At 62.5% G+C, this 25726-nt stretch carries 24 protein-coding genes; 10 read left to right on the top strand and 14 right to left on the bottom strand.

The window, feature by feature from the left end:
- Nucleotides 1-6 precede the first annotated feature (6 nt).
- The 5 genes from ABSB13_RS08800 to glgB form a co-directional block, all read right to left on the bottom strand.
- The gene (locus tag ABSB13_RS08800; protein ID WP_428107481.1) at nucleotides 7-2031 is read right to left on the bottom strand and encodes a heme lyase CcmF/NrfE family subunit; all 2025 of its coding nucleotides are present in this window, start codon (nucleotides 2029-2031) and stop codon (nucleotides 7-9) included.
- A 15-nt stretch (nucleotides 2032-2046) separates the two neighbouring features.
- Nucleotides 2047-2511 (bottom strand): cytochrome c maturation protein CcmE, encoded by a 465-nt coding sequence (locus ABSB13_RS08795; RefSeq protein ID WP_428107479.1) that lies wholly within the window; start codon nucleotides 2509-2511, stop codon nucleotides 2047-2049.
- A 211-nt stretch (nucleotides 2512-2722) separates the two neighbouring features.
- Entirely contained in the window at nucleotides 2723-3547 is an 825-nt protein-coding gene (lpxA, locus tag ABSB13_RS08790) for an acyl-ACP--UDP-N-acetylglucosamine O-acyltransferase (protein ID WP_428107477.1), read from the bottom strand.
- The gene (locus tag ABSB13_RS08785; RefSeq protein WP_424673904.1) at nucleotides 3544-3732 is read right to left on the bottom strand and encodes a DNA gyrase inhibitor YacG; all 189 of its coding nucleotides are present in this window, start codon (nucleotides 3730-3732) and stop codon (nucleotides 3544-3546) included. The genes lpxA and ABSB13_RS08785 overlap by 4 nt, the downstream gene beginning before the upstream one ends.
- Nucleotides 3733-3822: 90 nt before the next feature.
- Nucleotides 3823-6024 carry a 1,4-alpha-glucan branching protein GlgB gene (gene glgB, locus ABSB13_RS08780; protein WP_428107476.1) on the bottom strand — a complete coding sequence of 734 codons (2202 nt, stop codon included), beginning with the start codon at nucleotides 6022-6024 and terminating at the stop codon, nucleotides 3823-3825.
- 64 nt (nucleotides 6025-6088) lie between these two features.
- On the opposite strand from glgB, the gene ABSB13_RS08775 reads away from it, so the two are divergent.
- Nucleotides 6089-7336, top strand: a complete 1248-nt coding sequence (locus ABSB13_RS08775; protein WP_428107474.1) for an alkyl sulfatase dimerization domain-containing protein — start codon at nucleotides 6089-6091, stop codon at nucleotides 7334-7336.
- Between the two features lie 54 nt (nucleotides 7337-7390).
- Here ABSB13_RS08775 and ABSB13_RS08770 read toward each other — a convergent pair whose 3' ends face one another.
- From ABSB13_RS08770 to uvrB, 3 genes are all read right to left on the bottom strand, one after another.
- On the bottom strand, nucleotides 7391-7720 hold the full coding sequence (locus ABSB13_RS08770; protein ID WP_428107472.1) for a HigA family addiction module antitoxin: 330 nt from the start codon (nucleotides 7718-7720) through the stop codon (nucleotides 7391-7393).
- Between the two features lie 103 nt (nucleotides 7721-7823).
- Complete coding sequence (locus ABSB13_RS08765; protein ID WP_428107471.1) at nucleotides 7824-8114, bottom strand: GIY-YIG nuclease family protein; 291 nt, start codon at nucleotides 8112-8114, stop codon at nucleotides 7824-7826.
- A gap of 182 nt (nucleotides 8115-8296) precedes the next feature.
- Nucleotides 8297-10564, bottom strand: a complete 2268-nt coding sequence (uvrB, locus tag ABSB13_RS08760) for an excinuclease ABC subunit UvrB (protein ID WP_428107470.1) — start codon at nucleotides 10562-10564, stop codon at nucleotides 8297-8299.
- Nucleotides 10565-10813: 249 nt separating this feature from the next.
- Between uvrB and ABSB13_RS08755 the strand changes: the two genes are divergently transcribed.
- The 4 genes from ABSB13_RS08755 (at nucleotide 10814) to ABSB13_RS08740 (ending at nucleotide 14007) form a co-directional block, all read left to right on the top strand.
- Nucleotides 10814-11530 carry an OmpA family protein gene (locus ABSB13_RS08755; protein WP_428107469.1) on the top strand — a complete coding sequence of 239 codons (717 nt, stop codon included), beginning with the start codon at nucleotides 10814-10816 and terminating at the stop codon, nucleotides 11528-11530.
- Nucleotides 11531-11733: 203 nt separating this feature from the next.
- Nucleotides 11734-12408, top strand: a complete 675-nt coding sequence (locus tag ABSB13_RS08750; protein ID WP_428107467.1) for an OmpA family protein — start codon at nucleotides 11734-11736, stop codon at nucleotides 12406-12408.
- Between the two features lie 210 nt (nucleotides 12409-12618).
- Nucleotides 12619-13302, top strand: coding sequence for an OmpA family protein (locus ABSB13_RS08745; protein ID WP_428107466.1), 684 nt, complete (start codon nucleotides 12619-12621; stop codon nucleotides 13300-13302).
- A 129-nt stretch (nucleotides 13303-13431) separates the two neighbouring features.
- Nucleotides 13432-14007, top strand: coding sequence for a hypothetical protein (locus tag ABSB13_RS08740; RefSeq protein ID WP_428107465.1), 576 nt, complete (start codon nucleotides 13432-13434; stop codon nucleotides 14005-14007).
- A gap of 77 nt (nucleotides 14008-14084) precedes the next feature.
- On the opposite strand, the gene ABSB13_RS08735 is transcribed toward ABSB13_RS08740, so the two are convergent.
- Genes ABSB13_RS08735 through pgeF form a run of 5 tightly spaced genes read right to left on the bottom strand, consistent with a single transcriptional unit; the run spans nucleotide 14085 to nucleotide 18547 of the window.
- Complete coding sequence (locus ABSB13_RS08735; protein WP_428107464.1) at nucleotides 14085-15320, bottom strand: acyl-CoA dehydrogenase family protein; 1236 nt, start codon at nucleotides 15318-15320, stop codon at nucleotides 14085-14087.
- 20 nt (nucleotides 15321-15340) lie between these two features.
- Entirely contained in the window at nucleotides 15341-16450 is a 1110-nt protein-coding gene (locus ABSB13_RS08730) for an acyl-CoA dehydrogenase family protein (protein ID WP_428107462.1), read from the bottom strand.
- 33 nt (nucleotides 16451-16483) lie between these two features.
- Nucleotides 16484-17590, bottom strand: coding sequence for a Gfo/Idh/MocA family protein (locus ABSB13_RS08725; protein ID WP_428107461.1), 1107 nt, complete (start codon nucleotides 17588-17590; stop codon nucleotides 16484-16486).
- On the bottom strand, nucleotides 17590-17751 hold the full coding sequence (locus ABSB13_RS08720) for a hypothetical protein (protein ID WP_428107459.1): 162 nt from the start codon (nucleotides 17749-17751) through the stop codon (nucleotides 17590-17592). The genes ABSB13_RS08725 and ABSB13_RS08720 overlap by 1 nt, the downstream gene beginning before the upstream one ends.
- Nucleotides 17752-17755: 4 nt before the next feature.
- Nucleotides 17756-18547 carry a peptidoglycan editing factor PgeF gene (gene pgeF / locus ABSB13_RS08715; protein ID WP_428107458.1) on the bottom strand — a complete coding sequence of 264 codons (792 nt, stop codon included), beginning with the start codon at nucleotides 18545-18547 and terminating at the stop codon, nucleotides 17756-17758.
- A gap of 92 nt (nucleotides 18548-18639) precedes the next feature.
- Between pgeF and ABSB13_RS08710 the strand changes: the two genes are divergently transcribed.
- From ABSB13_RS08710 to ABSB13_RS08695, 4 genes are read left to right on the top strand one after another with little or no spacing between them, the layout of a single operon-like run.
- Nucleotides 18640-18861: a hypothetical protein gene (locus tag ABSB13_RS08710; protein ID WP_428107457.1), complete on the top strand. Its 222-nt coding sequence runs from the start codon at nucleotides 18640-18642 to the stop codon at nucleotides 18859-18861.
- A 21-nt stretch (nucleotides 18862-18882) separates the two neighbouring features.
- Nucleotides 18883-21798 (top strand): excinuclease ABC subunit UvrA, encoded by a 2916-nt coding sequence (uvrA, locus tag ABSB13_RS08705; protein WP_428107456.1) that lies wholly within the window; start codon nucleotides 18883-18885, stop codon nucleotides 21796-21798.
- Nucleotides 21799-21835: 37 nt separating this feature from the next.
- Nucleotides 21836-22006, top strand: a complete 171-nt coding sequence (locus tag ABSB13_RS08700) for a hypothetical protein (protein WP_428107454.1) — start codon at nucleotides 21836-21838, stop codon at nucleotides 22004-22006.
- Nucleotides 22007-22010: 4 nt separating this feature from the next.
- Nucleotides 22011-22925: an RluA family pseudouridine synthase gene (locus ABSB13_RS08695; protein ID WP_428107453.1), complete on the top strand. Its 915-nt coding sequence runs from the start codon at nucleotides 22011-22013 to the stop codon at nucleotides 22923-22925.
- 28 nt (nucleotides 22926-22953) lie between these two features.
- Here the strand turns inward: ABSB13_RS08695 and ABSB13_RS08690 are convergent, their stop codons facing one another.
- Nucleotides 22954-23538, bottom strand: coding sequence for a hypothetical protein (locus tag ABSB13_RS08690; RefSeq protein ID WP_428107452.1), 585 nt, complete (start codon nucleotides 23536-23538; stop codon nucleotides 22954-22956).
- A gap of 229 nt (nucleotides 23539-23767) precedes the next feature.
- On the opposite strand from ABSB13_RS08690, the gene ABSB13_RS08685 reads away from it, so the two are divergent.
- Nucleotides 23768-25684: a TolC family protein gene (locus ABSB13_RS08685; protein WP_428107450.1), complete on the top strand. Its 1917-nt coding sequence runs from the start codon at nucleotides 23768-23770 to the stop codon at nucleotides 25682-25684.
- Nucleotides 25685-25726 lie beyond the last annotated feature (42 nt).

The following is a 25726-nucleotide window of genomic DNA, read 5'->3' as shown; positions in this document are numbered from 1 at the left end:
ACAGATTCAATGACCCCCGGGACCGACCAGGTCGGCGAGTTCGTTGGGGTCGCTGGACGAACGGCTCAGCACGGTCGCGATTGCGGCACGCTCACGCACGTTGGGCCACATCACAATCACGGTGCCGAACGCCATCAGCAAGCCGCCAGCCCATAGCCAGAAGACCAAGGGCGTGAGAAACACTTCGAGGGTCGCGGTCTTACCGCTGTCGTCGATTCCGGCCAGTACAACATAGAGGTCGCTTACCGGTGTGGAGCGGATTGCGACCAGGGTCGCGGGCTGCTGTGGCCGAATGTAGAAAAGCTTGGCCGGCGTCATCACGGTGATTTCGCGACCGTCGCGGCCCAGCACCTCGATGCGTGCGGTCGCGCTGTCGAGATGAGGCGTGTCGACCTCCGAGAAACCCAGGAAGCGCAACGTGTACGAACCAATCGTAAAGCTGTCGCCGGCGTGCACGCTCTTTTTCACTTCGGTGCGGAAGAACGACGAGCCGACGATTCCGATGAATGCGATGATCACGCCGACGTGGATGACGTAGCCGCCGTAGCGGCGGTTGTTCTTGGCAACCAGATTGGCCAGCGCTTTGGCGCGCGGCTCGTTCAGCAGATGGCGGCGGGCGTTCATCCCGCGGCGAAACTCGACGAGTACCGTGCCCATCACGAACGCGGCCAATGAGAAGGCGGTCAGCACGTACCATTGGCGCAACCCGGCAACGGCGCCGAGGATCCCGGTGGCGACGCCAATCGCGACGGGCGCGGCGAAACTGCGCACCAGATTGTCAGGCGTCGTGCGCCGCCACGCGATCAGCGGCCCGATGCCCGTCAGGAACACCAGCCCGAGCGCCAGCGGGGCGTTGACGCGATTGAAGAACGGCGGTCCGACGGTAATCTTCACGCCGCGCACCGCCTCCGACAGCACCGGGAAGATGGTGCCCCAGAAAACGGCGAACGTGATCCCGACCAGGATGAGGTTGTTGAACAAAAACGCGGCCTCGCGCGACAGATACGATTCGAACTCGGCGGGACTGCGCAATTGCTTCGAGCGGAAGATCAAAAGTCCGGTGTAGGCGAGCGTCACCGCTATCAGGAAGCTGAGGAAGTATGGACCGAGGCCGGATTGGGTGAACGAATGCACCGACGAGATGACGCCGCTGCGCGTGATGAAAGTGCCGAACAGCGTGAGTCCGAATGCGAGCCCAATCAGCGACAGGTTCCAGACCTTCAGCATGTCCTTGCGTTCCTGGATCATCACCGAATGCAGGTACGCGGTCATCACGAGCCATGGCATGAAGGCCGCATTCTCGACCGGGTCCCAGGCCCAGTAACCGCCCCAGCCGAGAACTTCGTAGGCCCAGCGGGCGCCGAATATGTTGCCTAGAGTCAGAAAAAACCAGGAAAAGATCGCCCAGCGGCGCGTCGAGCGAATCCATCCGTCGTCGAGCTTGCCGGTGATAAGCGCGGCGGCGCCGAATGCGAACGGAACCGATGCGCTGACGTAGCCGGTGTAGAGCGACGGCGGATGTATCGCCATCCAATAGTTCTGCAACAGTGGATTGAGGTCGGAGCCTTCGGCGGGAATTACCGCGAGCAGATCGAACGGACGAGTGACGAAATTCAGCATCCACAGAAAGAAAATTGCGACGCCGGCCAGCACGGCCAGCGCGTAGGGCGCGGTGTCGGGATTGCGGCGGCGATTCTGGAACGCGGCTACCGACGTGAAGATCGCCAGCAACCAGGCCCAGAGCAGCAGCGAGCCCTGCTGCCCGGCCCATAGCGCGGTGAATTTGTAAGCGGTCGGAAGCGTGGTGCTGGAATATGAAGCGACGTACTCGAGCGAGAAGTCGCTGCGCAGCAGGGCCACCCACAGCACGACGACCGCAATCGTGATCATCGCGCACATCGACCAAATCGCGTGACGCGCGCTGACGATGAAGTCGGGCGCATTGCGGCGCACGCCGTAGATATTCGCGAAGATGGAATAGACGGCGAGAATCAGCGCGATCGCGAGCGCGAGGTTACCAAGTTGTGGCATCGGTAAAATCCGCCGTTATTGTGCTTGCTTGGGTTTGTATTTGGAAGCGCAACTGGTCATCACCTGCGTCGCGGTGATAACGCCGCCCGCGCCGAGTTTGCCCTCGACGATAACGTCCCGGCCGGGCGCAAACATGTCGGGTTTGGGCTCGCCGGCGGCTACGACGCTGAACGAGACTGGCTCGGTCGAGACGGGCTCGGTCGCTACGACAGGTTTGATGGGCGCGGCGCCGGTATCGAGCTCGGGAATCGGCACGATTTCAAATTTCAGGGTCAGCGTGTTCGGCTCCCAGTTGACTGTGCCGGGCTTGACGCGGCCTGCAACCCGTAGCGCCTCTCCACCAAGCTCGCTTTGGCGCGCGGCCACTTCATTGACGGTCAGGTAGTACTCCGAGGTGGTGCGCATCGCATTGCCGATAAGGTAGCCAATCGCCAGGATGATCAGTCCCGCGCCGATGAAAAATCGTGGACGTATGTTCATTTTCTAATTACCCAGTTTTGCCATGATTGTTTCAGGGGTCGGACGCGTAAGCAACCGCGGCGAATCGGAGACAGGTGGTGCGCTTCGCTACATCCGTGCCCATTTAGGGGAGAAGAGTGCAAAACTCGTACCGGGTTTCGTCTTCGTTGCTTCCTGTGCGATTAAAACAGGAGGTCCGAAGCCCGCCTAAGGTTTCGGTTCGGCGAGGGATTCAGGAGTCGGAATCGTCGGCGGCTTGCGAGTCGATGGGGCCGAAGGCGACACCGCGCTTCGAGGCGCGAATAAAATCCACCATCTCGATTACTTCGGGCGCAAGATCGCCGGATTTCTCGAGTCTCTCGATGGCGAGTTTGAGATTCTGGCGCGCGCCGAAGAGCGCTGTGAAGGCATGCCGGAGCGCATGAATCGACTTCGACGAAATGCCGGCGCGCTTCAGTCCAACGACATTGATCCCGCGCAGGGTATGGGTGCCGTCCATCATGCAGAACGGTGGCACGTCGCGGCTGGTTCGCGACAGACCGCGCATCATCGCGAGCCGTCCGATGCGAGTGTACTGATGCACGACGCAGTTGCCCGAGACCAGCGCGCGGTCACCGAGCTCGACCCAGCCGGCGAGCAGCGCACCGCCGGCAATGATGGTCGAGTTGCCGATTCGGCAATCGTGCGCAACGTGCGCATTCTGCATCATGAAGTTGTCGTCGCCCATGATGGTGATGTCGCCTCGCTCGCTGCCGCGATGGACCGTGGAATATTCGCGGAAGATGTTTCGATCGCCGATTTTCACCGAGCGTGCGACACCGGTGTAGGTCAAATCCTGCGGCTCGTCGCCGATTACCGCGCCCGGATGAAGCACGTTATCGGCGCCGAGTTCCGTGGTGCCGAGAATCGTGACGTGACCGATCAGGCGGGTGCGCGCACCGAGACAAATTTTTCCATCGAGGAGGCACAACGGACCAACCTCGACGCCGGCGGCCAGCTCGACCTCGGCGCCTACCACCGAACTCGGATGAACCCGCGGCGGCGCGTCATGGGTCAATTGAGGAGCCTGCGCTTTTTCAGATCGTCGTGATGCTCGTTGTCGGCGGCCTTCGAGCCCTCGACCTTGTAATCGCCCGCAGCCCACGTGCCCAGATCGATCATCTGGCATCGCTCGGAACAGAACGGACGAAAGCGATTTCGCGGCGACAGGTCGGCGGGCTTTTTGCAAATGGGACACGTCATCGTGAGCTACCGTGCTCAAAGAAAATTGTCAGATGAACGCGCGCTGCGCAACGAGGGGCGGCAAGGTAAATCGCGGGCAGCCCGGCTGCACTACGGGACGGAGAACCAGATCACCGCAAGCGGCGGCATCTGGATCGCGATCGAATGCGAAAATCCGTGCCACGGAATCGCGGCGGCCTCGACGCCACCCATGTTACCGATGTTGGACCCGCCATACGCGGCCGAGTCGGTGTTGAGAATCTCGCGATAGAATCCGGGACCGGGCACGCCGACGCGATAGCGGCTGCGCGGCAGCGGCGAGAAATTGCATACGCATACGACGCGCCGCCCGGTACTCGGCGCCACCCGCATGAAGGCAATCATGTTGCGGTTGGCGTCGTCCGCGTCGAGCCATCGAAAGCCCGCCGGATCGGTGTCGGCCTCCCACAGCGCGGGCTCGTCGCGGTAGATGCGATTGAGGTCACGCACCAGGACCTGCAGTTCGCGATGGTCGGGATAGTCAAGCAGGTTCCAGTCGAGGCTCGAGTCGTGGTCCCATTCGCGCCACTGGCCGATTTCCTGACCCATGAAGATGAGCTTCTTGCCCGAGCGCGCCCACATGTAGGCGAACAGCGCGCGCTGATTGGCGAATTGGCGCCAGCGGTCGCCGGGCATCTTGGCAAGCAGCGCGCGCTTGCCGTGCACGACCTCATCGTGCGAGAGCGGCAGCACAAAATTTTCGCTCCACGCGTAGAGCAAGCCGAAGGTAAGATCGCGCTGATGGTAGCGGCGATAGATGGGATCGAGCGTGAAGTACTCGAGCGTGTCATGCATCCAGCCCATGTCCCACTTGAAGCCGAAGCCAAGTCCGCCCATGAAGACCGGGCGGCTGACCCCCGGCCACGCGGTGGATTCCTCGGCGATCATCATGACGCCGGGGTTGAGGCGGTACACGTCCTCGTTGAGCTTCTTGATGAACGAGATCGCGTCGAGGTTCTCGCGCCCGCCCAGCGCGTTGGGAATCCATTCACCTTCGCGCCGCGCGTAGTCGAGGTAGATCATCGACGCGACCGCGTCAACGCGCAGGCCGTCGGCGTGGAACTCGCCCAGCCAGTAGAGCGCGCTGGCAGTGAGGAAGTTGCGCACCTCGGCGCGCCCGTAGTTGAAAATGTAAGTGCCCCATTCGGGATGATCGCCCTGGCGCGGATCGGCGTGCTCGAACAGCGCGGTGCCATCGAAGCGGCCGAGGCTGAATTCGTCCTTGGGAAAATGCGCGGGCACCCAGTCGAGGATCACGCCGATGCCGCGGCGATGCAGTTCGTCGATCAGGTAGCGCAAGTCGTCGGGACTGCCGTAGCGCGAGGTCGGCGCGAAATAACCGCTGACCTGGTAGCCCCACGAGCCGGTGAACGGATGCTCCATCACGGGCAGCAACTCGACGTGGGTGAATCCCATGCCGGTCACGTAGTCGCCGAGCATCGGCGCCATCTCGCGATAAGTGAGCGGGCGATTTTCCTCCTCGAGCACGCGCCGCCAGGAGCCGAGATGGACTTCGTAGATCGAGACGGGGCTTTTAATCCATTCGCGCCGCGCCCGCTCCGCAAGCCAGTCGGCGTCGTGGAATTCGTAGCTCGATTGGTAAACCACCGAGGCCGTCGCGGGCGGCGCTTCCATCCGCTGCGCGAAGGGATCGCTCTTGAGCAGCAAGCCGCCGTCGCGCGTGCGAATTTCGTACTTGTAATTGAATCCCGCGCCCACCCCGGGAATGAACAGCTCCCACACGCCCGAGCTGCCCAGCGTACGCATCATGTGGACCCGCCCGTCCCAGCGGTTGAAATCGCCGACCACGCTGACGCCGGCCGCATTGGGCGCCCACACCGCGAACGACACGCCGCGGATGCCGGCCGCCTCGCGGACGTGCGCCCCGAGCTTGTTGTAGGCACGGTCGTCCTTCTGCTCGCCCCACAGATAAAGATCGAGCTCGCCGAGCGTCGGCATGAACGAGTAGGGATCGTGAATCGTGATCGATTCGCCGTCGGGGTAGTGAATCTCGAGCTGGTACGGAAAAATCGAGATGCGGCCCTCGACGACGGCCTCGAACAGTCCGGTTGAACCTCGCATGCGCATCGGCCGCGGCGCGTCGCCCGCAACCAGCAGGTCTATCCGCGCGGCCCCGGGGCGAAACGCGCGCACCACGATGCGCTTGCCGTCAAGATGCGCGCCGAGGATCGAATGGGGATCGTGATGCTGCAATGCCAGCAGGCGTTGCAGTTCCGCTTGTCGCGCGCTCGACTCGATGACTTCAGTCTTCATTTCCAAGTGCGAAGTTTAAACGATAGATTCGTCGTAAGCGACCCGCGTCCGCAGGAGACCGACCATGAGTTCCACGCCCAACTCCATGCAATCGAGCAACCTTCCCGGCTTCGACCCGCTGATGGGACAGCTCGAAGTACTAGAGCCGGGAATCGCGATGTTCCACGGCTTCGCCAACGTCGCGTTCGCATACGGGCGCGGCGAGATGATCGTCGTCGATACCAGTTCGCAGCTGATGGGCGCAATGGCGGTGCGCGCGATTCGCGAGGTCAGCGAGGAGCCGTACGCGTTTCTCGTCTATACGCACGGGCATGGCGATCACGCGTTCGGCACCGAGGCGTTCATTACCGACGCGCTCAAGCGCGGGCATGCGCGGCCGAAAATCTGGGCCCAAGCGGACGTCGCCGCCCGCTTCAAACGCTACGCGCTGACCCGCGGCTGGCAGCGGCATATCAATCGCCTCCAGTTCGGCGGCGCGTTCGCCGCAGACGGACTGTTCGGCCCCAACTCGTTCAGCTACCCCGACCTGGTTTATCGCGATGAACAATTTCTCGACCTGGCGGGCGAGCCGGTAGAGCTGCATCACGCGATGGGCGAGACGGACGACGCGACCTGGGTCTGGATGCCGACGCGGCGGCTGGCGATGGTCGGCGATTTGATCGTCTCGTCGATGCCAAACACGGGCAATCCCAACAAGGTGCAGCGCTACACGCTCGAATGGGCGCAGACGCTCGAGGCGATCGCGAAGCTCGGGCCGCGATACATTCTGCCCGGACACGGACCCGCGTATCGCGGCGAGCAACTATGCGGCGAAGTGCTGCGCGAGACGGCGCGGGCAATCCGCTTCATCCATGATGAAGTCGTGCGGCGGCTCAACGCCGGTGAATGGCCGGTGGATATAATCGAGGCTGACATTTCAATGCCGGCCGATCTCGCGGCGAAGCCGTACCTGCGGCCGATTTACGGATGCACCGCGTTCGTGGTGCGCGACGTTATCCGGCGCTACGCGGGATGGTGGTCGGGCGAGCCGTCGCAAATGTTCCCGGCGACGCGCAAGGAACGCGGCGACGATATCGTCGCGATCTGCGGCCGCGACGCGATCGTCGCAAAGGCGCGCGCACTCAAGGATGCGGGCCAACTCAGGCGCGCGCTGGCATTGGCCGAGATCGCGCTGAATGCGAATCCGTCCGACCATGAAGCGATCGCGTTGAACGCGGAGATACTGGAGGCGATGGCGGCCGGCGAACGATCGTTTATCGCGCGCAATTTTTTCGCTGGCGCCGCCCGCCAACTCCGCGACCGCGCAAAATAGCGGTCAGCTGTTGAGGCCTGCGACACTGTCGCCGGGGTTATGCGGGGAACCGCGCTATTTCAATGAGGCCAAGGTCGGAATCTTTGCGAGTTTTTTCCCAAGCCGCTGCCGGGCTTCCCAAGCGTCGTAGCGGGCCTGCATATTCAGCCAAAGTTCGGGACCATTGCCGCAAAGCTTACCCAAACGCACCGCCAGATCCGGACTGATTGCGGTGGCGCCGCTCATCACGCGGTGCAGTGTCTGCCTGCTGACGCCGAGCAACGACGCTATCTCAACGATGGTGCGCCGGCCCAGCGCAGGCAGAATGTCCTCCGCAAAGAACACTCCGGGATGAGTGGGTGCGCGGGTAATAGCTTCCCGGTCAACAAAATATTCGCTGCTCATATCGTTTGTCCCTGACGTACCGCGCTAAATGCCCGTCGCCTGTAATTTCCGTCATCCCGACCGAAGCGGAGGGACCCCGGATCGTTTTCTGATTCTGCTCATCTCACTGGGAACTCAAATCATTCCAGGCGGGGTTCATCGATTCGATCAACCGGATCTTTTTCTCGCGTCTCCAATTCTTAAGTTGCTTTTCGCGTGAAATAGCCGTGGCCGGATCCGCGAATTCCTCGAACCAGACTAGCCTATGGACGTTGTAGGTGGCAGCGAAGCCCGAAATCTCTTTCATCTTGTGTTCGTCAACTCGACGCCGGAGATCGTTCGTCACTCCGACGTAGATTGTGCGAGATGGACTCGCGACGATGTACACGAAGAAGGAAGTGCCTGCTGAACGCATGGGTGAGCTACTCTGTCGAGCGCTGATCCGGGGTCCCTCGACTCCGGCAGCCTCCGCTCGGGATGACACAAGGACGACGCAAAAGAGACGCCGGAGAAGAGATTGCGGAGCGGTGACTCTTATTCCGTTATCTCCCTTCCGTCATCCCGAGCGGAGCCGAGGGACCCCGGATCTTTTCCCTGCTACTTCGGATTGTCGGGGATCAGCTTCAGCTTGCCTTGTTTGACAGGACCGCTGGGGCGCATCGCGCCCGCGGCGGCGCCGGTTGCCGCGCCCGCACCGCGCCGCCCTCGAGTCTTCACCGGGATGCCCTTTTCGCTGACGTCCTTTATCTTGTGGCCCTCGTGCCTGCCCCGCGCCGCATCGCTGGCGTGTTGATGCGCCGAGCCGGGCGGAGCGGACGGCTGCTCGGGACGGCGCGGCTGATCCATCCCGAAGGCGTGCCGCTCGAGCTTCTTTATCTGATCGCGCAGCTCGGCGGCTTGCTCGTAGTCGAGATTTTCCGCCGCGTCCATCATTTGCCGCCGAAGCGCGGTGATCCGATCGGGCAACTCGTGCGCCGGGATGAACTCTTCATCCGCCGCCTTGTCGTCGCCAATTTCGGGCACCACTGCCCACTCAGGCGAGTACATCTCGACCAGCGACGCGTCGATCGCCTTGGTGATCGAGGTGGGCGTGATGCCGTGCTGCTCGTTGTATGCCACCTGCTTGGCGCGCCGGCGGTAGGTCTCGTCGATCGCCTGGCGCATCGATTTGGTGACTACGTCCGCATACATGAGCACGCGGCCGTTGATGTGGCGTGCGGCGCGCCCGGTGGTCTGAACCAGCGACCGCGCCGAACGCAGGAAGCCTTCCTTGTCGGCGTCGAGAATCGCCACCAGCGACACCTCGGGCAAGTCGAGGCCTTCGCGCAGCAGGTTGATTCCGACCAGCACGTCGAATTCGCCCTTGCGCAGGCTGCGGATGATCTCGACGCGCTCGATGGTCTCGATGTCCGAGTGCAGATAGCGCACGCGGATGCCGAGGTCATGGTAGTAGTCGGTCAAATCCTCGGCCATCTTCTTGGTCAGGCAGGTCACCAGCACCCGCTCGTTGACCGCGACGCGTTTGTGGATTTCCTCGAGCAGGTCATCGACTTGCGTGCCGGCCTTGCGCACCTCGATTTCGGGATCGATGAGTCCGGTCGGGCGAATCAGCTGCTCGACGACGAGCCCCGATGATTTCTCCAGCTCGTAATCGCCGGGCGTTGCCGAAACATAGACCGCCTGCACGACGTGCGATTCCCACTCCTCGAAATTCAAGGGGCGATTGTCGAGCGCCGAAGGCAGCCGGAAGCCGAAATCGACCAGCACCTGCTTGCGCGAGCGATCGCCGCGATACATTCCGCCGATCTGCGGAATCGTTACGTGACTCTCGTCGATGAAGAACAGCGAATTGTTCGGGAAGTAGTCGAGCAGCGTCGGCGGCGCCTGTCCGGGCAGGCGTCCCGTGAGATGGCGCGAATAGTTCTCGATTCCCGGGCAGAAGCCCATCTCGGCCAGCAGCTCGAGGTCATACATCGTGCGTTGCTCGAGGCGCTGGGCTTCAAGCAGCCGATTCTCGGTGCGGTAGAACTCGAGACGCTCCTTCAATTCGGCACGGATATCCTGCACCGCGATTTCCATCCGGTCCGAAGTCGTCACGTAATGCGACGCGGGGTATATCGCGACGCTCTGCAGCTTGCGAATCACCTTGCCGCGCAAAGCATCGATTTCATACAACGCCTCGACCTGGTCGCCGAAGAATTCGACTCGCACAGCGCGCTGCTCTTCGTAGGCGGGAAAAATCTCGACCGTGTCGCCGCGCACCCGGAACGTCCCGCGATGAAAATCGTAGTCGTTGCGCTGATACTGGATGTCGACCAGCTTGCGCAGCATCTTGTCGCGGTCGATGGTCTGCCCCTCTTCGAGGAACACCAGCATCTCGAAGTACACCTCGGGTTCCCCCAGGCCGTAGATGCACGAGACCGACGCCACGATCAGCACGTCGTTGCGCTCGAGCAGCGCCTTGGTGGCGGAATGGCGCAGCTTGTCGATCTCGTCGTTGATGCTCGCGTCTTTTTCGATAAACGTATCGGTCGAGGGAACGTACGCTTCGGGCTGATAATAGTCGTAGTACGAGACGAAGTAGCGGACTGCATTTTCAGGGAACAGGCTCTTGAACTCGTTGTAGAGCTGCGCGGCCAGCGTCTTGTTCGGGGCCATCACGAGCGTGGGCCGGTTCACGCGCGCGATCACGTTGGCCATCGTGAACGTCTTGCCCGAGCCGGTGACGCCGAGCAGGACCTGATGCGCGACGTGGTCGCCCAGATTGCGGACGATCGATTCGATGGCGGCCGGCTGGTCGCCCTCGGGCTTGTAACCCGAGACCAGCTTGAAGCTTCCCTCTTTGCCGCGCGCCAGTGAGAGCATGATGAGCGAGTCAGTCTAGCAGGGTTTCCGCATTGTGCGGAATTCGCACCAAGTCAGCCGGCTTTCAGGCAACCCGGGCAAACAATCTCGCCTTTTTACACCCCCTGTCACATATTGCATTCTTGTTACAAATATAACTATATTTCCCCGTCAATTGGGTGGGATAGTTCCCGTTTGGGCATGATTGCGGCTCAGGGCAAGTGAGGGGGTTCGCTTCGCGCATAGACGCATTTGGGTGAGGAGGAGTTCATGAGACTGAAATCAAGGCTTTTAAATGCGGTCGCTGGCATCGCGGGTGCGGCGCTAATCGCGTCCAGTTTGGGCGGTTGCGCAAATTTGCAGAAGCCACGCTCGTGGGGAACCTGCGCGATCGTCGGCGGACTGCTTGGCGCCGGCGTCGGCGCAGCCTCAGGCATTGTCATCGCTGACAATACCGCGGGACGTCACCACAGCGACCAGGATACCAGGGCTTATGCCGGTGTGGGTGGCGCAGTCATAGGCGCGGGACTCGGCGCGTTGGCAGGCCACTACCTCTGCGATCCCCTGATTCCGCCCCCACCGCCGCCTCCGCCGCCGCCTCCTCCACCGCCGCCTCCGCCGCCTCCGGCGCCTCCGCCTCCGGTCGCGCAGAAGCTGGTGCTCCGCGGCGTGCATTTCGACTTCAACAAGTCGGTGATCCGCCCGGGTGATGCCGCCGTTCTGGACGAAGCCGCATCAACTCTGAAGGCCAATCCAAACGTCACGATCAACGTCAACGGGTACTGCGACGCGATCGGCAGCGACGAGTACAACTTGAAGCTGTCTGATCGGCGTTCGAACGCCGTGGTGGATTACCTGGTGAAAGCTGGAATCCCGTCGAGCCAGTTGGTTCCGCACGGATACGGCAAGACCGACTTCGTTGCCACCAACGACACGGACGAGGGCCGCGCTCAGAACCGCCGCGTCGAACTGATGCCCAACCAATAAGTCGGGCCAAAGCTGAAACGTCCGCAAGCGGCCGCAGTCCCGTCGGGGGCTGCTTCTTTATGTTACCAATGTAACGAATTCTCATCATTACTAAGCCCGCAGAGTGCTAAAAATTAGCCCCATTAATAGATTTGACTTCCCGAAAATGGCAAAATTCGCGATGTTTAAACCCGGAATTACTTGCGACCCAGGGAGGGGTACTCATGTTTAGATGGAAAAATTGGATTGGCGCCGCGGCGACCGTCGCTCTTTTGATGGTTTCGTCGTGCGCGTCGTGGACGCCTGAGCAAAGGGAGTACACCGAATACGGGGCAGCCGGCGGCGCGCTCATCGGCGGAGGGCTGGGGTGCGGAATTGCTGCGGCGGCAAGTGGTTCCGCAGAGAGTTATGAGATCGGATGCCCCGTGGGTGTTGTCGCGGGCGCTCTGATCGGCGGCCTGAACGGCTACTTGTTGGCGCCGAAACCGGTGCCACCGCCTCCACCGCCTCCGCCGCCGCCGCCTCCTCCACCGCCACCGCCGCCTCCGCCTCCAGTCAGGCAGAAGCTGGTGCTCCGCGGTGTGCATTTCGACTTCAACAAGTCGAAGATCCGGCCGGGTGATGCCGCGGTTCTGGATGAAGCCGCATCAACTCTGAAGGCCAATCCGAACGTCACGATCAACGTCAACGGCTACTGCGACGCGGTCGGCGGCGAGGAATACAACTTGAAGCTGTCCGATCGGCGTTCGAACGTCGTGGTGGATTACCTCGTGAAAGCTGGAATCCCGTCGAGCCAGTTGGTTCCGCACGGATACGGCAAGACCGACTTCGTTGCCACCAATGATACGGCTGAGGGCCGCGCCCAGAACCGCCGCGTCGAACTGGTGCCCAATCAGTAGGTCGGGCCAAAACTGAAACGTCCGCAAGCGGCCGCAGTCCCGTCGGGGAGCTGCGGCCGCATTTCAAAATGAATGCTCCTTATTACGAAACTATTACGAGTCTTGCGGTATGAGGCAGAATCTGGTGCTCAATAGACCTGGCCTCCAAAAAATGGCAAAATTCTCGGTGTTTTAATTTTGGAATTACTTGCGACCCAGGGAGGGGTACTCATGTTTAGATGGAAAAATTGGATTGGCGCCGCGGCGACCGTCGCTCTTTTGACGGTCTCGTCATGCGCGTCGTGGACGCCTGAGCAAAGGGAGTACACCGAATACGGGGCAGCCGGCGGCGCGCTTCTCGGCGGAGGACTGGGATGCGGAATTGCTGCGGCGACCAGTGGTCACGGTGGCGTGGGCGTGCAGGGAGCAGCGGCCTATGAGATCGGATGCCCCGTGGGTGTCGTCGCGGGCGCTCTGATGGGCGGCACAATCGGCTACTTCCTGGCGCCGAAGCCGGTGCCACCGCCTCCACCGCCTCCTCCACCGCCGCCACCGCCGCCTCCGCCTCCAGTCAGGCAGAAGCTGGTGCTCCGCGGTGTGCATTTCGACTTCAACAAGTCGAAGATCCGGCCGGGTGATGCCGCCGTTCTGGACGAAGCCGCATCAACTCTGAAGGCCAATCCGAACGTGACGATCGACGTCAACGGCTACTGCGACGCAATCGGCGGCGAGGAATACAACTTGAAGCTGTCCGATCGGCGTTCGGACGCCGTGGTGGATTACCTCGTGAAGGCCGGAATCCCGTCGAGCCAGTTGGTTCCGCACGGGTACGGCAAGACCAACTTCGTTGCCACCAACGACACGGATGAGGGCCGCGCTCAGAACCGCCGCGTCGAACTGGTGCCCAACCAATAAGTCGGGCCAAAGCTGAAACGTCCGCAAGCGGCCGCAGTCCCGTCGGGGCCTGCGGCCGCTTTTTTCTCTCCCGCGCCCGTTTCCTCCCTGCTGACGGTGGTGCGGATTTTTGCTATAGAAAGCATCGCTATGACGCTTATAGGAACAGCCGAAATAAGAGCCGCCGTCGCCACGCTCGCCATCGCGGCGTTGTTCGCGGCGTCGCCGGCGCGGGCCCAATCGCAGGCGGCTGCACAGGAATCGCCAGCCTCGGCATCGCAAAGCGCAGCGGTTCCGGGGGCGTCCGCTTCACCAACGGCGAAGAAGACGCTGAGGCAAGAGGTCAGAGCGCTGGTTACGAAATATGAGCCCGAGCGGCTCAAGCGCGATCTCGAATTCAAGAAGGCCTCCGCGCTGTTCCCGGATTTTTGCCATCATTGGGAGCAGGATTTGCACGAGCGCGAGACGAACAATCTGGCGAAATTGAAATTCAATCTGAAAGATGGTTTCAAGACCGCGACTTACACTGCTTATGGCAAGGTCGCCGCCTGCGAATCGCATCAATCCAAGGACGGCTACTCGATCGGAAAGCTCACCTACGAGGAATTCATCTACTACCTGGCCGGCAAGTCCGAGGACGAAGCCAGGCACGCGTCGCCAAGAGCCATCAGTGATATTCGCACCACGGAAATTTTCCGCTGGGATAACGGCAAGTGGTTCTACTAGGCCGTTGACGAAATAGATTCAAAAAAGAGCGCCGCTGGAGGAATCCAGCGGCGCTGGCATTTTCAATCCGCGCGATCCTAGTTCAATTCCTTGCTGCTGTAGTTCAGGATTCGACGCGCGATAATTATCATGTTGATCTGCTGCGTGCCTTCGAAGATGTCGTTGATTTTGGCGTCGCGCATCCATTTCTCGACCAGGACTTTGCGCGAGTAGCCCAACGGCCCCAGCAGTTCGACTGCCTTCTGCGTGATCTGCGTGACGGCCAGCCCCGCCTTCGCCTTTGCCATCGAGGCCTCCAGGCTGTTGCGCTTGCCGGTATCAAGCATCCAGGCCGCCCGCCACGTGAGCAAACGCGCAGCCTGCAGTTGCGCTTCCATCTCCATGAAGTCGCGTTCGACGGCGGTCAGGCGCCGCGGCGATATCCCGTAGCGGATCGCCACGTTCTCTTGCTTGAGAAAGTCGCGCACGAAGTCCAGCGCCGCGCGTCCCACTCCGAGCGCCATGGCCGCAACGATCGGCCGTGTCGCATCGAAGGTCGCCATCACGTCCTTGAAGCCGCCTTCCTTGCGAACTTCAGCGCTGCCCAGAATCGAGTCGAGCGGAATCCGGCAGTTGTCAAAAGTGATCGCGGCGGTGTCAGAGGCGCGAATGCCGAGTTTGTTCTCGACCCTGGTCACCGTCATGCCGGGGGTGTTGTGCTCGACGACAAACGGCTTGATCCCGGCGCGTCCGGCGCTCTTGTCGACCGTGGCCCAGACCACCACAAAGCCTTCGGATTTCTCGGCCGACATCTGTCCCGCGGTGACGAAGATTTTGTTGCCGTCGAGCACCCAATTGTCGCCGTCGCGGGTAGCGGTGGTCGCCACCGCCGACGAATCGGAACCGAAGCTGGGCTCGGTAATCGCCATCGCTCCCCACTTGGGCTTGCCTTCCTTGAACCGCTTAAGAAAGTGCTCCTTCTGCTCGGGGGTTCCCGCCGCCATCACCGCCGCACCGCCGAGTCCCGAATTGGGGGTCGACAGGTAAAGCCCGGCGTCGCCCCAGCACAGTTCCTCGGTGCTGAGCACGGTGAGCACGGTGGCGCGCCGTGGCGCCGAAGGCTTCGATGGGTCGTCCTTTTTGCTCTTGTCGTGGCCGATCTGGATGTTGGAGGCGGCCGCCGACGCCGACCACATGGACTCGTAAAATTGGGTCGGCTTTTGATGCTCGTGCTCGTCGCAATCGCGCGAGATCGGACGCATCATCTGCTCCGAAACCATGTGGTACATCTTGAGCTGGTTCACTACTTGTGGTTCGAGTTCAAAATCGATCATGATTTTTTCTCCGTGGCGGCCTAGACCGTTGCGATCCCATCGATTGCAGAAAATCCACGCGCATTGCGCAGCCACATCTCGACCGGGTGCTCGCGGATGTACCCGTGGCCGCCGAGCACCTGGACGCCGTTGTCCGTCACTTTGAGCGCACTCTGCGCGACGTAATTCTTCGCCAGGTAGCTTTCCTTCAACCCGTCGCCGCCCTTATCCAGTTTGAAAGCCGCTTCCCACACCAGCAGCCGCGCCGCGTCGATTTCAATTGCCATGTCGGCCAGGATAAACGCGATCGCCTGCTTGGTCGCGATTGGAACGCCGAACGCCTTGCGCTCCTTGGCATAGTCGCGCGCGTATTCGAACGCGGCATTCATCACCCCGACGCCCAGCGCACCCAACGCGACCCGCGACTGGCTCATCAGGCGTGAAAAGTCGATGCCCTTGTCGCCGCCCACTCGCGCATCGGCGCCGACGCGGCAATCTTTGAGCGTCACTTCGTAGGTCGCGAGCGCTTTGAGGCCCATGTTTTTTTCGCGCTCCGAAATCGTCACGCCCGCCGCGCCGCGCGGAACGATGAAGCCGTCCACGCCTGCAAAACCCTTGGCCGCGTCGGTCGCCGCATAGACCAGCATCAAATCGGACTCGGCCGCCAGCGGCACGTAACACTTGCCGCCGTTGAGGACGAATCCGCCGCCGTCGCGCTTTGCCGAGACTTGCAGCGCCGACAGATCGTAATCGAAGCGCGGCTCCATGACGGCCGCGGTCGCGGCGGCGAAGTCGGCGCCGGCGAATCGCTTCAAATATTTGGCGCGCTGATCGTCGGTGCCCATCTCGACGATCGGGAAGGCGAACAGCCGCGGCGCAAGCACATGGATCGCGATCGAAAGATCGCCGAAGCCGAGTTCTTCCGCGACGATCGCGCCGGTCACCGCCGAGCGGGCGTCGCCGCCGCCGCCGAATTTCTCCGGGATAGCGCCGCTGACAAATCCGAATTGCCACGCCTTGGCCACCAGTGGCGCGGGAATTGCGCCGCTTTCGTCGGCAGGCCGCGCGGCGGGGCGAATCTCGTCGCGCGCGAACGCACCAACGCTGTCGCGGATCATCTGTTGTTCTTCGCTGAGTTCAAAGTCGATCATAAATTGGATCCCACCCTCGATTAAAGTAACACTTTAAGTTGTGATTGGCACCGCTGCCCGCGCGCGAGCCGACTCATATGCCGCTTCCACCATCCGCTGCGCTGCCACCCCGGCCGCAAATTCGGGGTCCGGCTCGCACGCGCCCTTGAGCGCGGCCACGAAGGCCGCATCTTCGCTGGCGTACGGAACTGCCAGCCAATCCTGGATCGGCGCCAGGTAAGGCCGCTCGCGCAGAATTGTTTCGCTGAACCCGGCCATCACTTCGCTCTCGCTGACGGTCTCCTCTTTGGCGCCGGACCCGCGCTGAAACAGGATTGGCCCGCACTCGTCGGCGTCGGACGCAGCAAACAGGTTCTCGGCGAAAACTTCAAGCCTCCGATTGCTCGGGCGCCCGATCATCCGATGCCATACCGAAGTGAGCTGGCCGTGAAAACCGCCCGCAAATTCCATCGCGGTCGCGCCGAAGTCTTCGACTCCATCCGCCCCGTTGAGGTTGCGGGTGCGGCAGTAGAGGCTCGTGACCGGCCCGAACATCCACGTCAGCAGATCGAAGTCATGAACGCTGTGCTCGATTAGCGTGCCGCCGGCGGTCAGCGACGGATCGTTGCGCCACGCGCTGGCGTGCACGCCGCGAGTCGGAAAATCCTGATCGTCGCGCATTGTGACGCTGAGCAATCTACCCGCATCCGGCTCCTTGAACATCGCCTTGATCACGTTGTAAACGGGCGAAAAGCGCAGCACCAGGCCCACCTGGCTCATCACGCCGGAAGCTTTGATGGCAGCGGCCATCTCGGATGCTTCCGCCGCGGTCATCGCCAGCGGCTTCTCGCAGAAAATATGCTTGCCGGCGCGCGCGGCGGCGATACAGGCCTGTCGATGCATCGCGGTCGGCGTGCAAATCCATACCGCGTCGATCGATGAATCCGCGATTATCTCTTCGGCCGATTCCAGCGCCCGCGCGCCATCCCATCGGGCCGCGAGTCGCTCCGCCGCCGGATGCGACAGGTCGGCTACGGAGACCACGCGGACGCTGTGCTCGGTGCGATCGGCGACCTGGCGGAGCATCATCGAATGCGTCTGGCCGATGAGGCCGGCGCCGATGATTCCGACTCGAATCTGTCCGCTGACGGGAGTTGACATCACGAGTTCCCGGATTTTTGCTCGCGGCGAAGTTTTTCCAGCTCGCGCTCGCGCTTGTATTTGGTCGGGTCTTCGATGGTTTGCGACGGCGGCGCCATCGGTTTGCGGATTTTCGCGATCAATCCGCCTGCGCGATGCTTCTTTGGCTTGCGTTGGGGCATATGGCTACTCGGCGAAGCCGACAAAGCTCACCTGCAGGCCGGTAGTGTTCCCGCCGGCCGCGCGTCGCGAGAAAAAACGATCGGATGCGCATCGAGTGCACGGACCAACGCTCGCGATGTTCGCGGCGGCAAGTCCCGCGCGTTCGAGCTGATCGCGCACGACCGCGCGCAAGTCGATAAAGGCTTTGCCGGGACGCCCGGCGCTCGTATGATTCTGCGCGCCGGCAATCTCGCGGCTAAAGCGACGCCCAAGCTCGGCGTCAACCTCGAAACAACAATTGCCGATCGACGGTCCCATCGCGGCGCGAATGTCGGAAGCGCGAGCGCCCATCTTGACCATCGCGCGGACGCCGGCGCCGGCGATATCCGCAATAACCCCACGCCATCCGGCGTGGAGTGCGCCGGCTATTTTCCGTTTCGAATCGACCATCAGTATCGGCACGCAGTCGGCCGTGTATATGCCCAAAATGACGCCGGGCTCCGCCGTGACGAGCCCGTCGCCCGGCGGGCGAAGGGCCACGGTGTCGCGAGTCGCGGCGTGAACGACGTTGCCATGCACCTGGTTCAGGCTCGCCACCAGCTTCAGCCCCGGCACCTCGCGACGCATACGCTCCCAGTTAGCATCGACGGCATGGTAGTCGTCGCCGACCCAATAAGAAAGATTCATCGAGGCGAACGCGGCCGTGCTGACGCCGCCCGTGCGGCCGATGAATCCGTGGCAAATCGCGGCGTCGGGAAAGCCGCGAAGAATTTCGACGGGCTTCAAGTCGGGCGATGATTCAGCGTGGGATTCCATGTCAAGTGCTCGGCAGCGAGACACCGGGTTGTTCGATAGTCGGAGGATAACCTATAATTCTGATCTTTGGAATTTGAGGTTTTAGAGCGCCTATGAACGGATACGAATACCTGGTGGCGCGAAATCGCCTGATGCAACGGCTCAGCGAGGAACTGGCGCGGCTCGCACAGCTGCCGGTTGCCGACCGCGACGGCGAAACCCGGCGCATCGAGGCGAAGTTCGACGTCCAGCTTGCCGAGTTGTACGCAAAAGTCGCCGGCGAATTTCCGGGCGAGCGCAAAAGAAAGGCGCGGCCGATCGTTGACCCTCGGTAAGTAGTTTTTTTGGGAACAAGCTTGGATCGCTCAATCAGTATCCGAGGCGCGCGCACTCACAACCTGGCTGATATTTCGCTCGAAATTCCCCACAACCGGCTGACCGTGGTCACGGGCGTGTCCGGCTCCGGCAAATCGAGCCTGGTTTTCGACACCGTGTATGCCGAGGGTCAGCGCCGCTACGTGCAGAGCCTGTCGACCTACGCGCGGCTGTTTCTGGAGCGGATGGAGCGGCCGGACGTCGATTCTATTTCGGAGATTCCGCCGGCACTCGCGCTGCGCCAGAAGAACACCATCAAGAATGCGCGCTCGACGGTCGGCACCGTCACCGAAATCAGCGACTATCTCCGCATCCTGTTCGCGACCGTCGGCCACACGATTTGTCCACGATGCGGCGGCGAAGTGAGCCGCGACACCGTCGAGAGCGCCGGCGCGCGAATCCTCGACGAGCCGGGGCTCTACGTCGTGCTGGCGCCGTTCGAGGCGGGCTCGCGCTCGATCGCCGACGCGGCGGGCTACCTGATTGCGAACGGTTACCATCGCCTGTACGCCAACGACGCGATCACCGAGACCACCGAATTCGCCGCTCGCGCCATCGCCGCCGAAGCACACAACGACGGCGCCGCGGCCGAGCCAAACGGTCCGATGATGGTGGTCGTCGATCGCATCTCGGTGAGCGGCGAAGGCGAAAGCGAACGCGTGCGCGAGGCGCTGGAAAAAGCCTTCTACCTGGGGGCGGGACGCGCGCGGGCGGTGCGCGTCGAGCGCGATAATGGCAATACGCACAGCGTCGGCGCGATCGATTTCGACCGGCGCTTCAACTGCTCGCGCTGCGCGACCGCGTTTGCCGAGCCGACCACGGCGCTGTTTTCATCGAACAGTCCAATCGGCGCGTGTCCTGAATGCGAAGGCTTTGGCCGCACGGTCGAACTCGATCTCGACAAGGTGATTCCAAATCCGAATCTGTCGATGCGCAACGGACTGGTCGCGCCGTGGCGAACGCCGGCGTATCGGGAGATGAACGAGTGGATGCTGAAGCTGGCGCGGCGCAGAAAAATCCGGACCTCGGCGCCCTTTGGCGAGATGACCGACGAGGAGCGCGGCTGGCTGCTCGACGGTGACGAGGGTCCGCGCGCGAAATGGGATGAAGACAAATGGCCGGGGGTGCGCGGCTTCTTCAAGTGGCTCGAAAGCCGCCGCTACAAGACTCACGTCCGAATCCTGCTGGCGAAGTATCGCCGCTTCGTTACCTGCCCCGCATGCGGCGGCGCCAAGCTCAAGCGCGATGCGCTGAACGTGCTGGTCGACGGCCTGTCGATCGCCGGCGTCGGGCGGCTCTCGATCCGCGACCTCGTGGTGTGGCTCGACAAGATCGGATCGATCCCCGAAGTCGCCACGCGCGCGACGGTGGTGATCCGCGAGCTGCGCAATCGCGTCGGCTACCTGGTCGAGGTGGGCCTGGGCTACCTGACGATCGAGCGGCAGGCGCGCACGCTGTCGGGCGGCGAGGCGCAGCGGATTCATCTTGCCAGCGCGCTCGGCAGCGTGCTGGTCGGGACGCTGTATGCGCTCGACGAGCCGACCGTCGGCCTGCACGCGGCAGACGCAAGGCGGCTGCTGGCGGTGTTGTACAGCCTGCGCGACTTCGGCAACACGGTGATCGTCGTCGAGCATGACCCCGCGATGATCGCGGGCGCCGATCACGTCGTCGAGCTGGGCCCGGGCGGCGGCAGCGAGGGCGGCGAGCTGACGTACTCGGGTCCGCCGGCGAAGGCCAAGCTTGACAGCATGGCGTCCTCGCCGGGACGCGTGCTGCTGATGCGCGCGATTGCCAAGCGGCGCAAATTCACCGCGCGCGATCCCGCGATTCGGATCGCCGGCGCGCGCGAGCACAATCTGGCGGGCGTCGACGCGGCAATCCCGGCCGGGCGGATGGTTTGCGTCACCGGAGTTTCAGGATCGGGAAAATCGACGCTGGTCGAGGACGTTCTCTACAACAATTATCTGCGCCGCTCGGGCAACACCTCGGTGGAGGCCGGCGCATGCGATCGCATCGACGGCTTCGAGCTGATCGGCGACATGGTGCACATGGGACAGGAATTGCCGGCGCGCTCGATGCGCTCGAATCCGGCGACCTATCTGAAAATCTACGACGAAATCCGCAAGCTGTTCGCCGCCAGTCCTGAAGCGCGCCGCCTGGGCGTGCAGGCGCGGAACTTTTCGTTCAACGTCGCGGGCGGAAGATGCGAGAAGTGCAGCGGCACGGGCACCGTCACGATCGAGATGCATTTCATGGCGGACCTCGAGATGAAATGCGAGGCGTGCGACGGCCGCCGCTTCCAGAGCCATATTCTCGCGATCAGACTGCGCAACTTGAACATCACGCAGGTGCTCGATCTCACCGTGGAGGACGCGCGCGCCTTTTTCATCCATCATCCCGCCATCGTCAAGCGGCTCGACGCGCTGATCGCGGTCGGCCTCGGCTACGTCCGGCTCGGGCAGACCACCTCGACGCTGTCGGGCGGCGAGGCGCAGCGCCTCAAGCTCGCGCGATTTCTGCTGGCCGATCTCGAACCCGCGCCGGCGCGCGAAGACGGCGCGCATCTGCCGCGGATGTTCATCCTCGACGAGCCGACCACCGGGCTCAGCTCGACTGACATCAAGCGCTTGATCAAAGTGCTCAACCGGCTGGTCAGCGAAGGCAACACGCTGGTCGTGATCGAGCACAACCTCGAGTTCATCGCGAACGCCGACTATGTCATCGATCTCGGACCCGGTGGCGGCGACGAGGGCGGGCGGATCGTGGCGGCCGGTTCTCCGCTCGATATCGCGGGATGCGACAAGTCCGAGACCGGGCGCGAGCTGCGGCGCCTGTTCGGATTGCCCGAACGGGGCAGGCAGGCGCGCTCGGCTTTGCGCGCTGCCGCGGGAGCATAGCCGGGAGTATAGTTTGGTGAGCGGGCAAGGAGGAAATATGCGGGAATTAAATCACTTGGCGCGGGGCGCAACCCAACTCGGCTTCGTCGATATACTCACCGCGGTAATTCTGCTTGGGATTCTGCTTTACGCCGCGACCGTTCAATTTGCCGTGTACAACCGGCCGCCGGCCATCACGACTACAACCGGCACTGCCGCGGGCGGCTAGCTGCTTGCCGGACGCAATACTCTTGCCGGACGCGATAAACGAACGCCTCGATCATTACCTCGTGCGCACCGGCCTGGCGCCATCGCGGCGCGTTGCGCAGGAGCTGGTCGAGCGCGGGATGGTGCGAATCAACGGGCGGCGCTCGAAGAAAAGCGAAATCGTCGGCGCCGAGGATCGGGTTGAAGTAGCCGGCGCGGATCGCCATGCGGCAATCGAGCCGAATGCCGGCCTCGCGCTCGAAGTTATCCACCAGGATGCGGCCGTGATCGTCGTGAACAAACCCGGCGGCGTCCCCTGCCATCCGCTGCAAGCCGGAGAGCGCGACACGGTCATGAACGCGGTGGTCGCGCGATTCGCCGATACCGCTACCGCCGGAGACAAGCCGCTCGAAGGCGGACTGGTGCATCGGCTGGACAACGGCACTTCGGGCGCGCTGCTGATCGCGCGCAATCGCGGCGCGTTCGAGAAACTGCGCGACGCGATCCGCGCCGGGCGAATCGCGCGGCGCTACGAGGCGCTGGTGGTCGGATCGCTCGAGGGCAAGATTCAGATCGACACGCCGATCGCGCATCACGCCAAAAACGCGCGCAAGATGGTCGTCGGCGATCCCTCCAGTGCGAATCCGAAACGCGCGGGGCGCGCGGCGACTACGCTCGCCGAGCCGATCCGGCGCGTTGGCGAGTTCACGCTGTTGTCAGTCGCGCCCAAGACCGGCAGCCGCCATCAGATCCGCGTGCATCTGGCGAACCTCGGCCATCCTATAGTTGGCGATACTCTTTATGGTGGTCCCGCGGTCGCGACGCTCGCGCATGGGCGCTTCTGGCTGCATCTATGCGAGCTAGCGTTCGACTCGCCGGCGGTCGGTCACGTCAAAGTGATCGCGCCGGTCCCGCCGGATTTGCAGAAGCTTATCGATTAGCCCGCGAGCAGCACGGTCCGGCAACGTCTCAGTTGCAGGCGCACCGCGTGCACACGCAATTTGAAAGGCATCCGGTCGTCGTTGTCTGCCCCTCTGCCAGCGCTTGGGCCTGCACGCGTTGCTGGAGCAGCCCTCCGCTTGACAACCGCGTGGCCTGCGTGAAGGCAGTGCCATTGTAGATCGTCGGCTTTCCCGAGGCCGCCGATCCCTCCGGCGTCAGGTACGCCGACCCGGGGTTAGAGTTCGACAAGTAGCTGAAGCACTGCTCGCGCGCGGTCTGGCTCGCAAGAAAATAGCTCGACGACGCGACAACGCCCGCCCATTCGGTACCGCTTCCCGGCGCCGAACAGGTGCATCGGAAAGCACGCGGCGACGCCGCTGCGGACGCAACTGCCGCAGGCGTAGTCCCCGGCGCCGGCGCCAATCCCGGCAGCGCTCCGATCGTCGAGAAGGGCTGCGGCTGACCGGGAGCCGCGGGTGCAGTCAGTGGCACGGGTCCCGGCGCCGCGGTAACTTGCGCAAAGGGCTGGCGCGCAAATCTTGAATCGCTGAGCGCCAGCATGAGGATCGGTGAAACTATGAGTACTGCGATTACGAGCCTGACAGCGCGCATACCATCTCCAGGTGCGACTGGCGAAAAAGTCCGGCCGCCTTCGATTCCGGAAGACACGGCGGGCCGCCTTGGCTATAATCGCGACCTAATTGGCGCCGCGCAAGCGCTTCGCTTCGGTTCGGCGCCGGCAAATCGATCCCAAACTGTTGAATCAAGTTGTGTAATCGGCGTGCGCGGAAGTGGCGGGCCATCGTCGGCGATGGCAACAGTACCAAGGAGGTTCGTTGGAATGTCGAGAAGTAAATGGGTTTGTTTTGCGATGCTGACTATCGCCGTGCTGATGCTCGGAACCTCGATCGGATTCGCCCAGGATCAGCTCAACGTGACCGGCTCGCTCCCCACCACGCCGTTGCCGCCACCGAATCTGACCGGACCGATTGAGATGCAGTCCGTGCCCGTCGGGCCGCAGCAGCCGCCGCAGCCCAGCGTGCCGCCGAGCGCCTCCAACCAGTTCGAGCATCACGATGATTTTCTGAACCTGCCGCGCATCTTCGCGCATCAGTGGTCGCCGACCAGAGAAATCGCGCCCGACAACGTGATCAGCCAGCGCTACATGCGCTCCGAAACTCCCACCGCGCGCGGCCTCACGCTCAAGGAAGCCATCTATATCGCGATGCGCAACAACCCGTCGCTGAAGGCCGCCGAACTCGACCCGGTGGCCTCGATGGAGACCGTCAGGGAGGCCAACGGAACCTTCGATCCCACCCTTACCTCGCAGGGTGATATCGAGAAGAACGTCGTGCCCGTCACCTCCTCCCTGGAGACCGGCGCCGGCGGCGGGTACGTGCAGAAATTCTACGATTGGGACTTCGGCATCAACAAAGTCTCCTCGATCACCAACGGAACCTGGGGCGTGACTTTCAACAACGATCGCACGCTGTCTAATTCGGCGTTCTCCGGCGTCAATCCTTCTTACACCCCCAATCTCGCGCTCTCGCTCTCACAGCCATTGCTGCAGAGCTTCGGCTGGGAGTTCGCGACCATCAACGTGCGGATCGCAGAGTCGGGACAGAAGCAGGCGCAATGGACTTACGGACAGGCGCTGCAGGACTTCGTGCAGAAAATCGGCGGCGATTACTGGAACGTGGTGCTCGCCGAGGAAAATCTCGAGGTCGCGCGCGCCGCGCTGACCTTCAATCTCGACCTGGTCCGCCAAAACGCCATCAGCGTCAAGGTCGGCACGCTTGCTCCGATCAATCTGCAGGAAGCGCAATCCGCGGCCGCCACTGCGGAGGCCAACGTGTACACCGCGGAAGCCAACCTGAAAAATTCCCGCGTCCAGCTCCGCCAGGACGTGATGCTCAATCCGTACAACACCTTCATCCCCGAGGAAATCCAGCCGCTCACGCGGACCAATCCCAAGGAGCAGATCGTCGTCGATGAGGAGCGGGCGCTCGAACTCGCCGTGCAGTACGTGCCGTCGCTGGGCAGTATGCGCGAGGCGATTCGCGACGCCTTGCTGCAGGTGAAGTACTCGGAGAACCAGGTCCTGCCGCAGCTGAACCTGGGCGCGCAAATCGGCATAACTGCGGTCGCCGGAACGACGCCCTGCCTGAAGCCTCTCGGCACACCGGTAGCAGGCAGCGGAAATTGCACCCCGTCCGGGCCCGATAGTAAGTTTCCGAACTCAGGAGGCATGCTGCCGTTCGGCGGACAGTACGGCGACGCGCTCGATCGGCTGTGGGGTTTCAGCTACTACAACTACGCCGCAGTGCTGTCGTTCCAGATGCCGCTGGACAACGCCATTCCGCGCGCGGCTCTGGCGCAGGCTCGCGTACTATACGAACAGCAGCGGGTGCAGTATCGAGCGGCGCTGTCGCAAGCGGTGGTCAACGTGCAGAGCTCGATCGCTAATCTGTATGCCGACTACAAGCGCGCGGCCGCGACTGCTTCGGCAAGCTACTACGCTCGCGAGGCGCTGCACGATGAGGAAGTGATGTTCCGGGTCGGAATGGCGACCACGCACGACCTGCTGCAATTCCAGGAAGAGGAAGTGAGCGCCGAGGGCAACCAGGTGCAGGCCGAAGTCGATCTCGAAAACGCCAAGCTCGCGCTGGCCCACTCCGACGGCACGATTCTGCAGGCGTTCAATATCAATTGGGAAGTGCAGAGTCCGCACGAAGTGCCGTGGTACGCGGCCTTCTAGCAGGGTAATCAGCGACACGAAAATGCGGCGTCGGATCGCATC

Origin of the sequence: Binatus sp. (SeqCode) (assembly GCF_050013435.1) — a bacterium.
GTDB lineage: Bacteria > Desulfobacterota > Binatia > Binatales > Binataceae > Binatus.
Note: the sequence above shows the minus strand (reverse complement) of the source record. Positions and strands in the feature narration are given on the sequence as shown.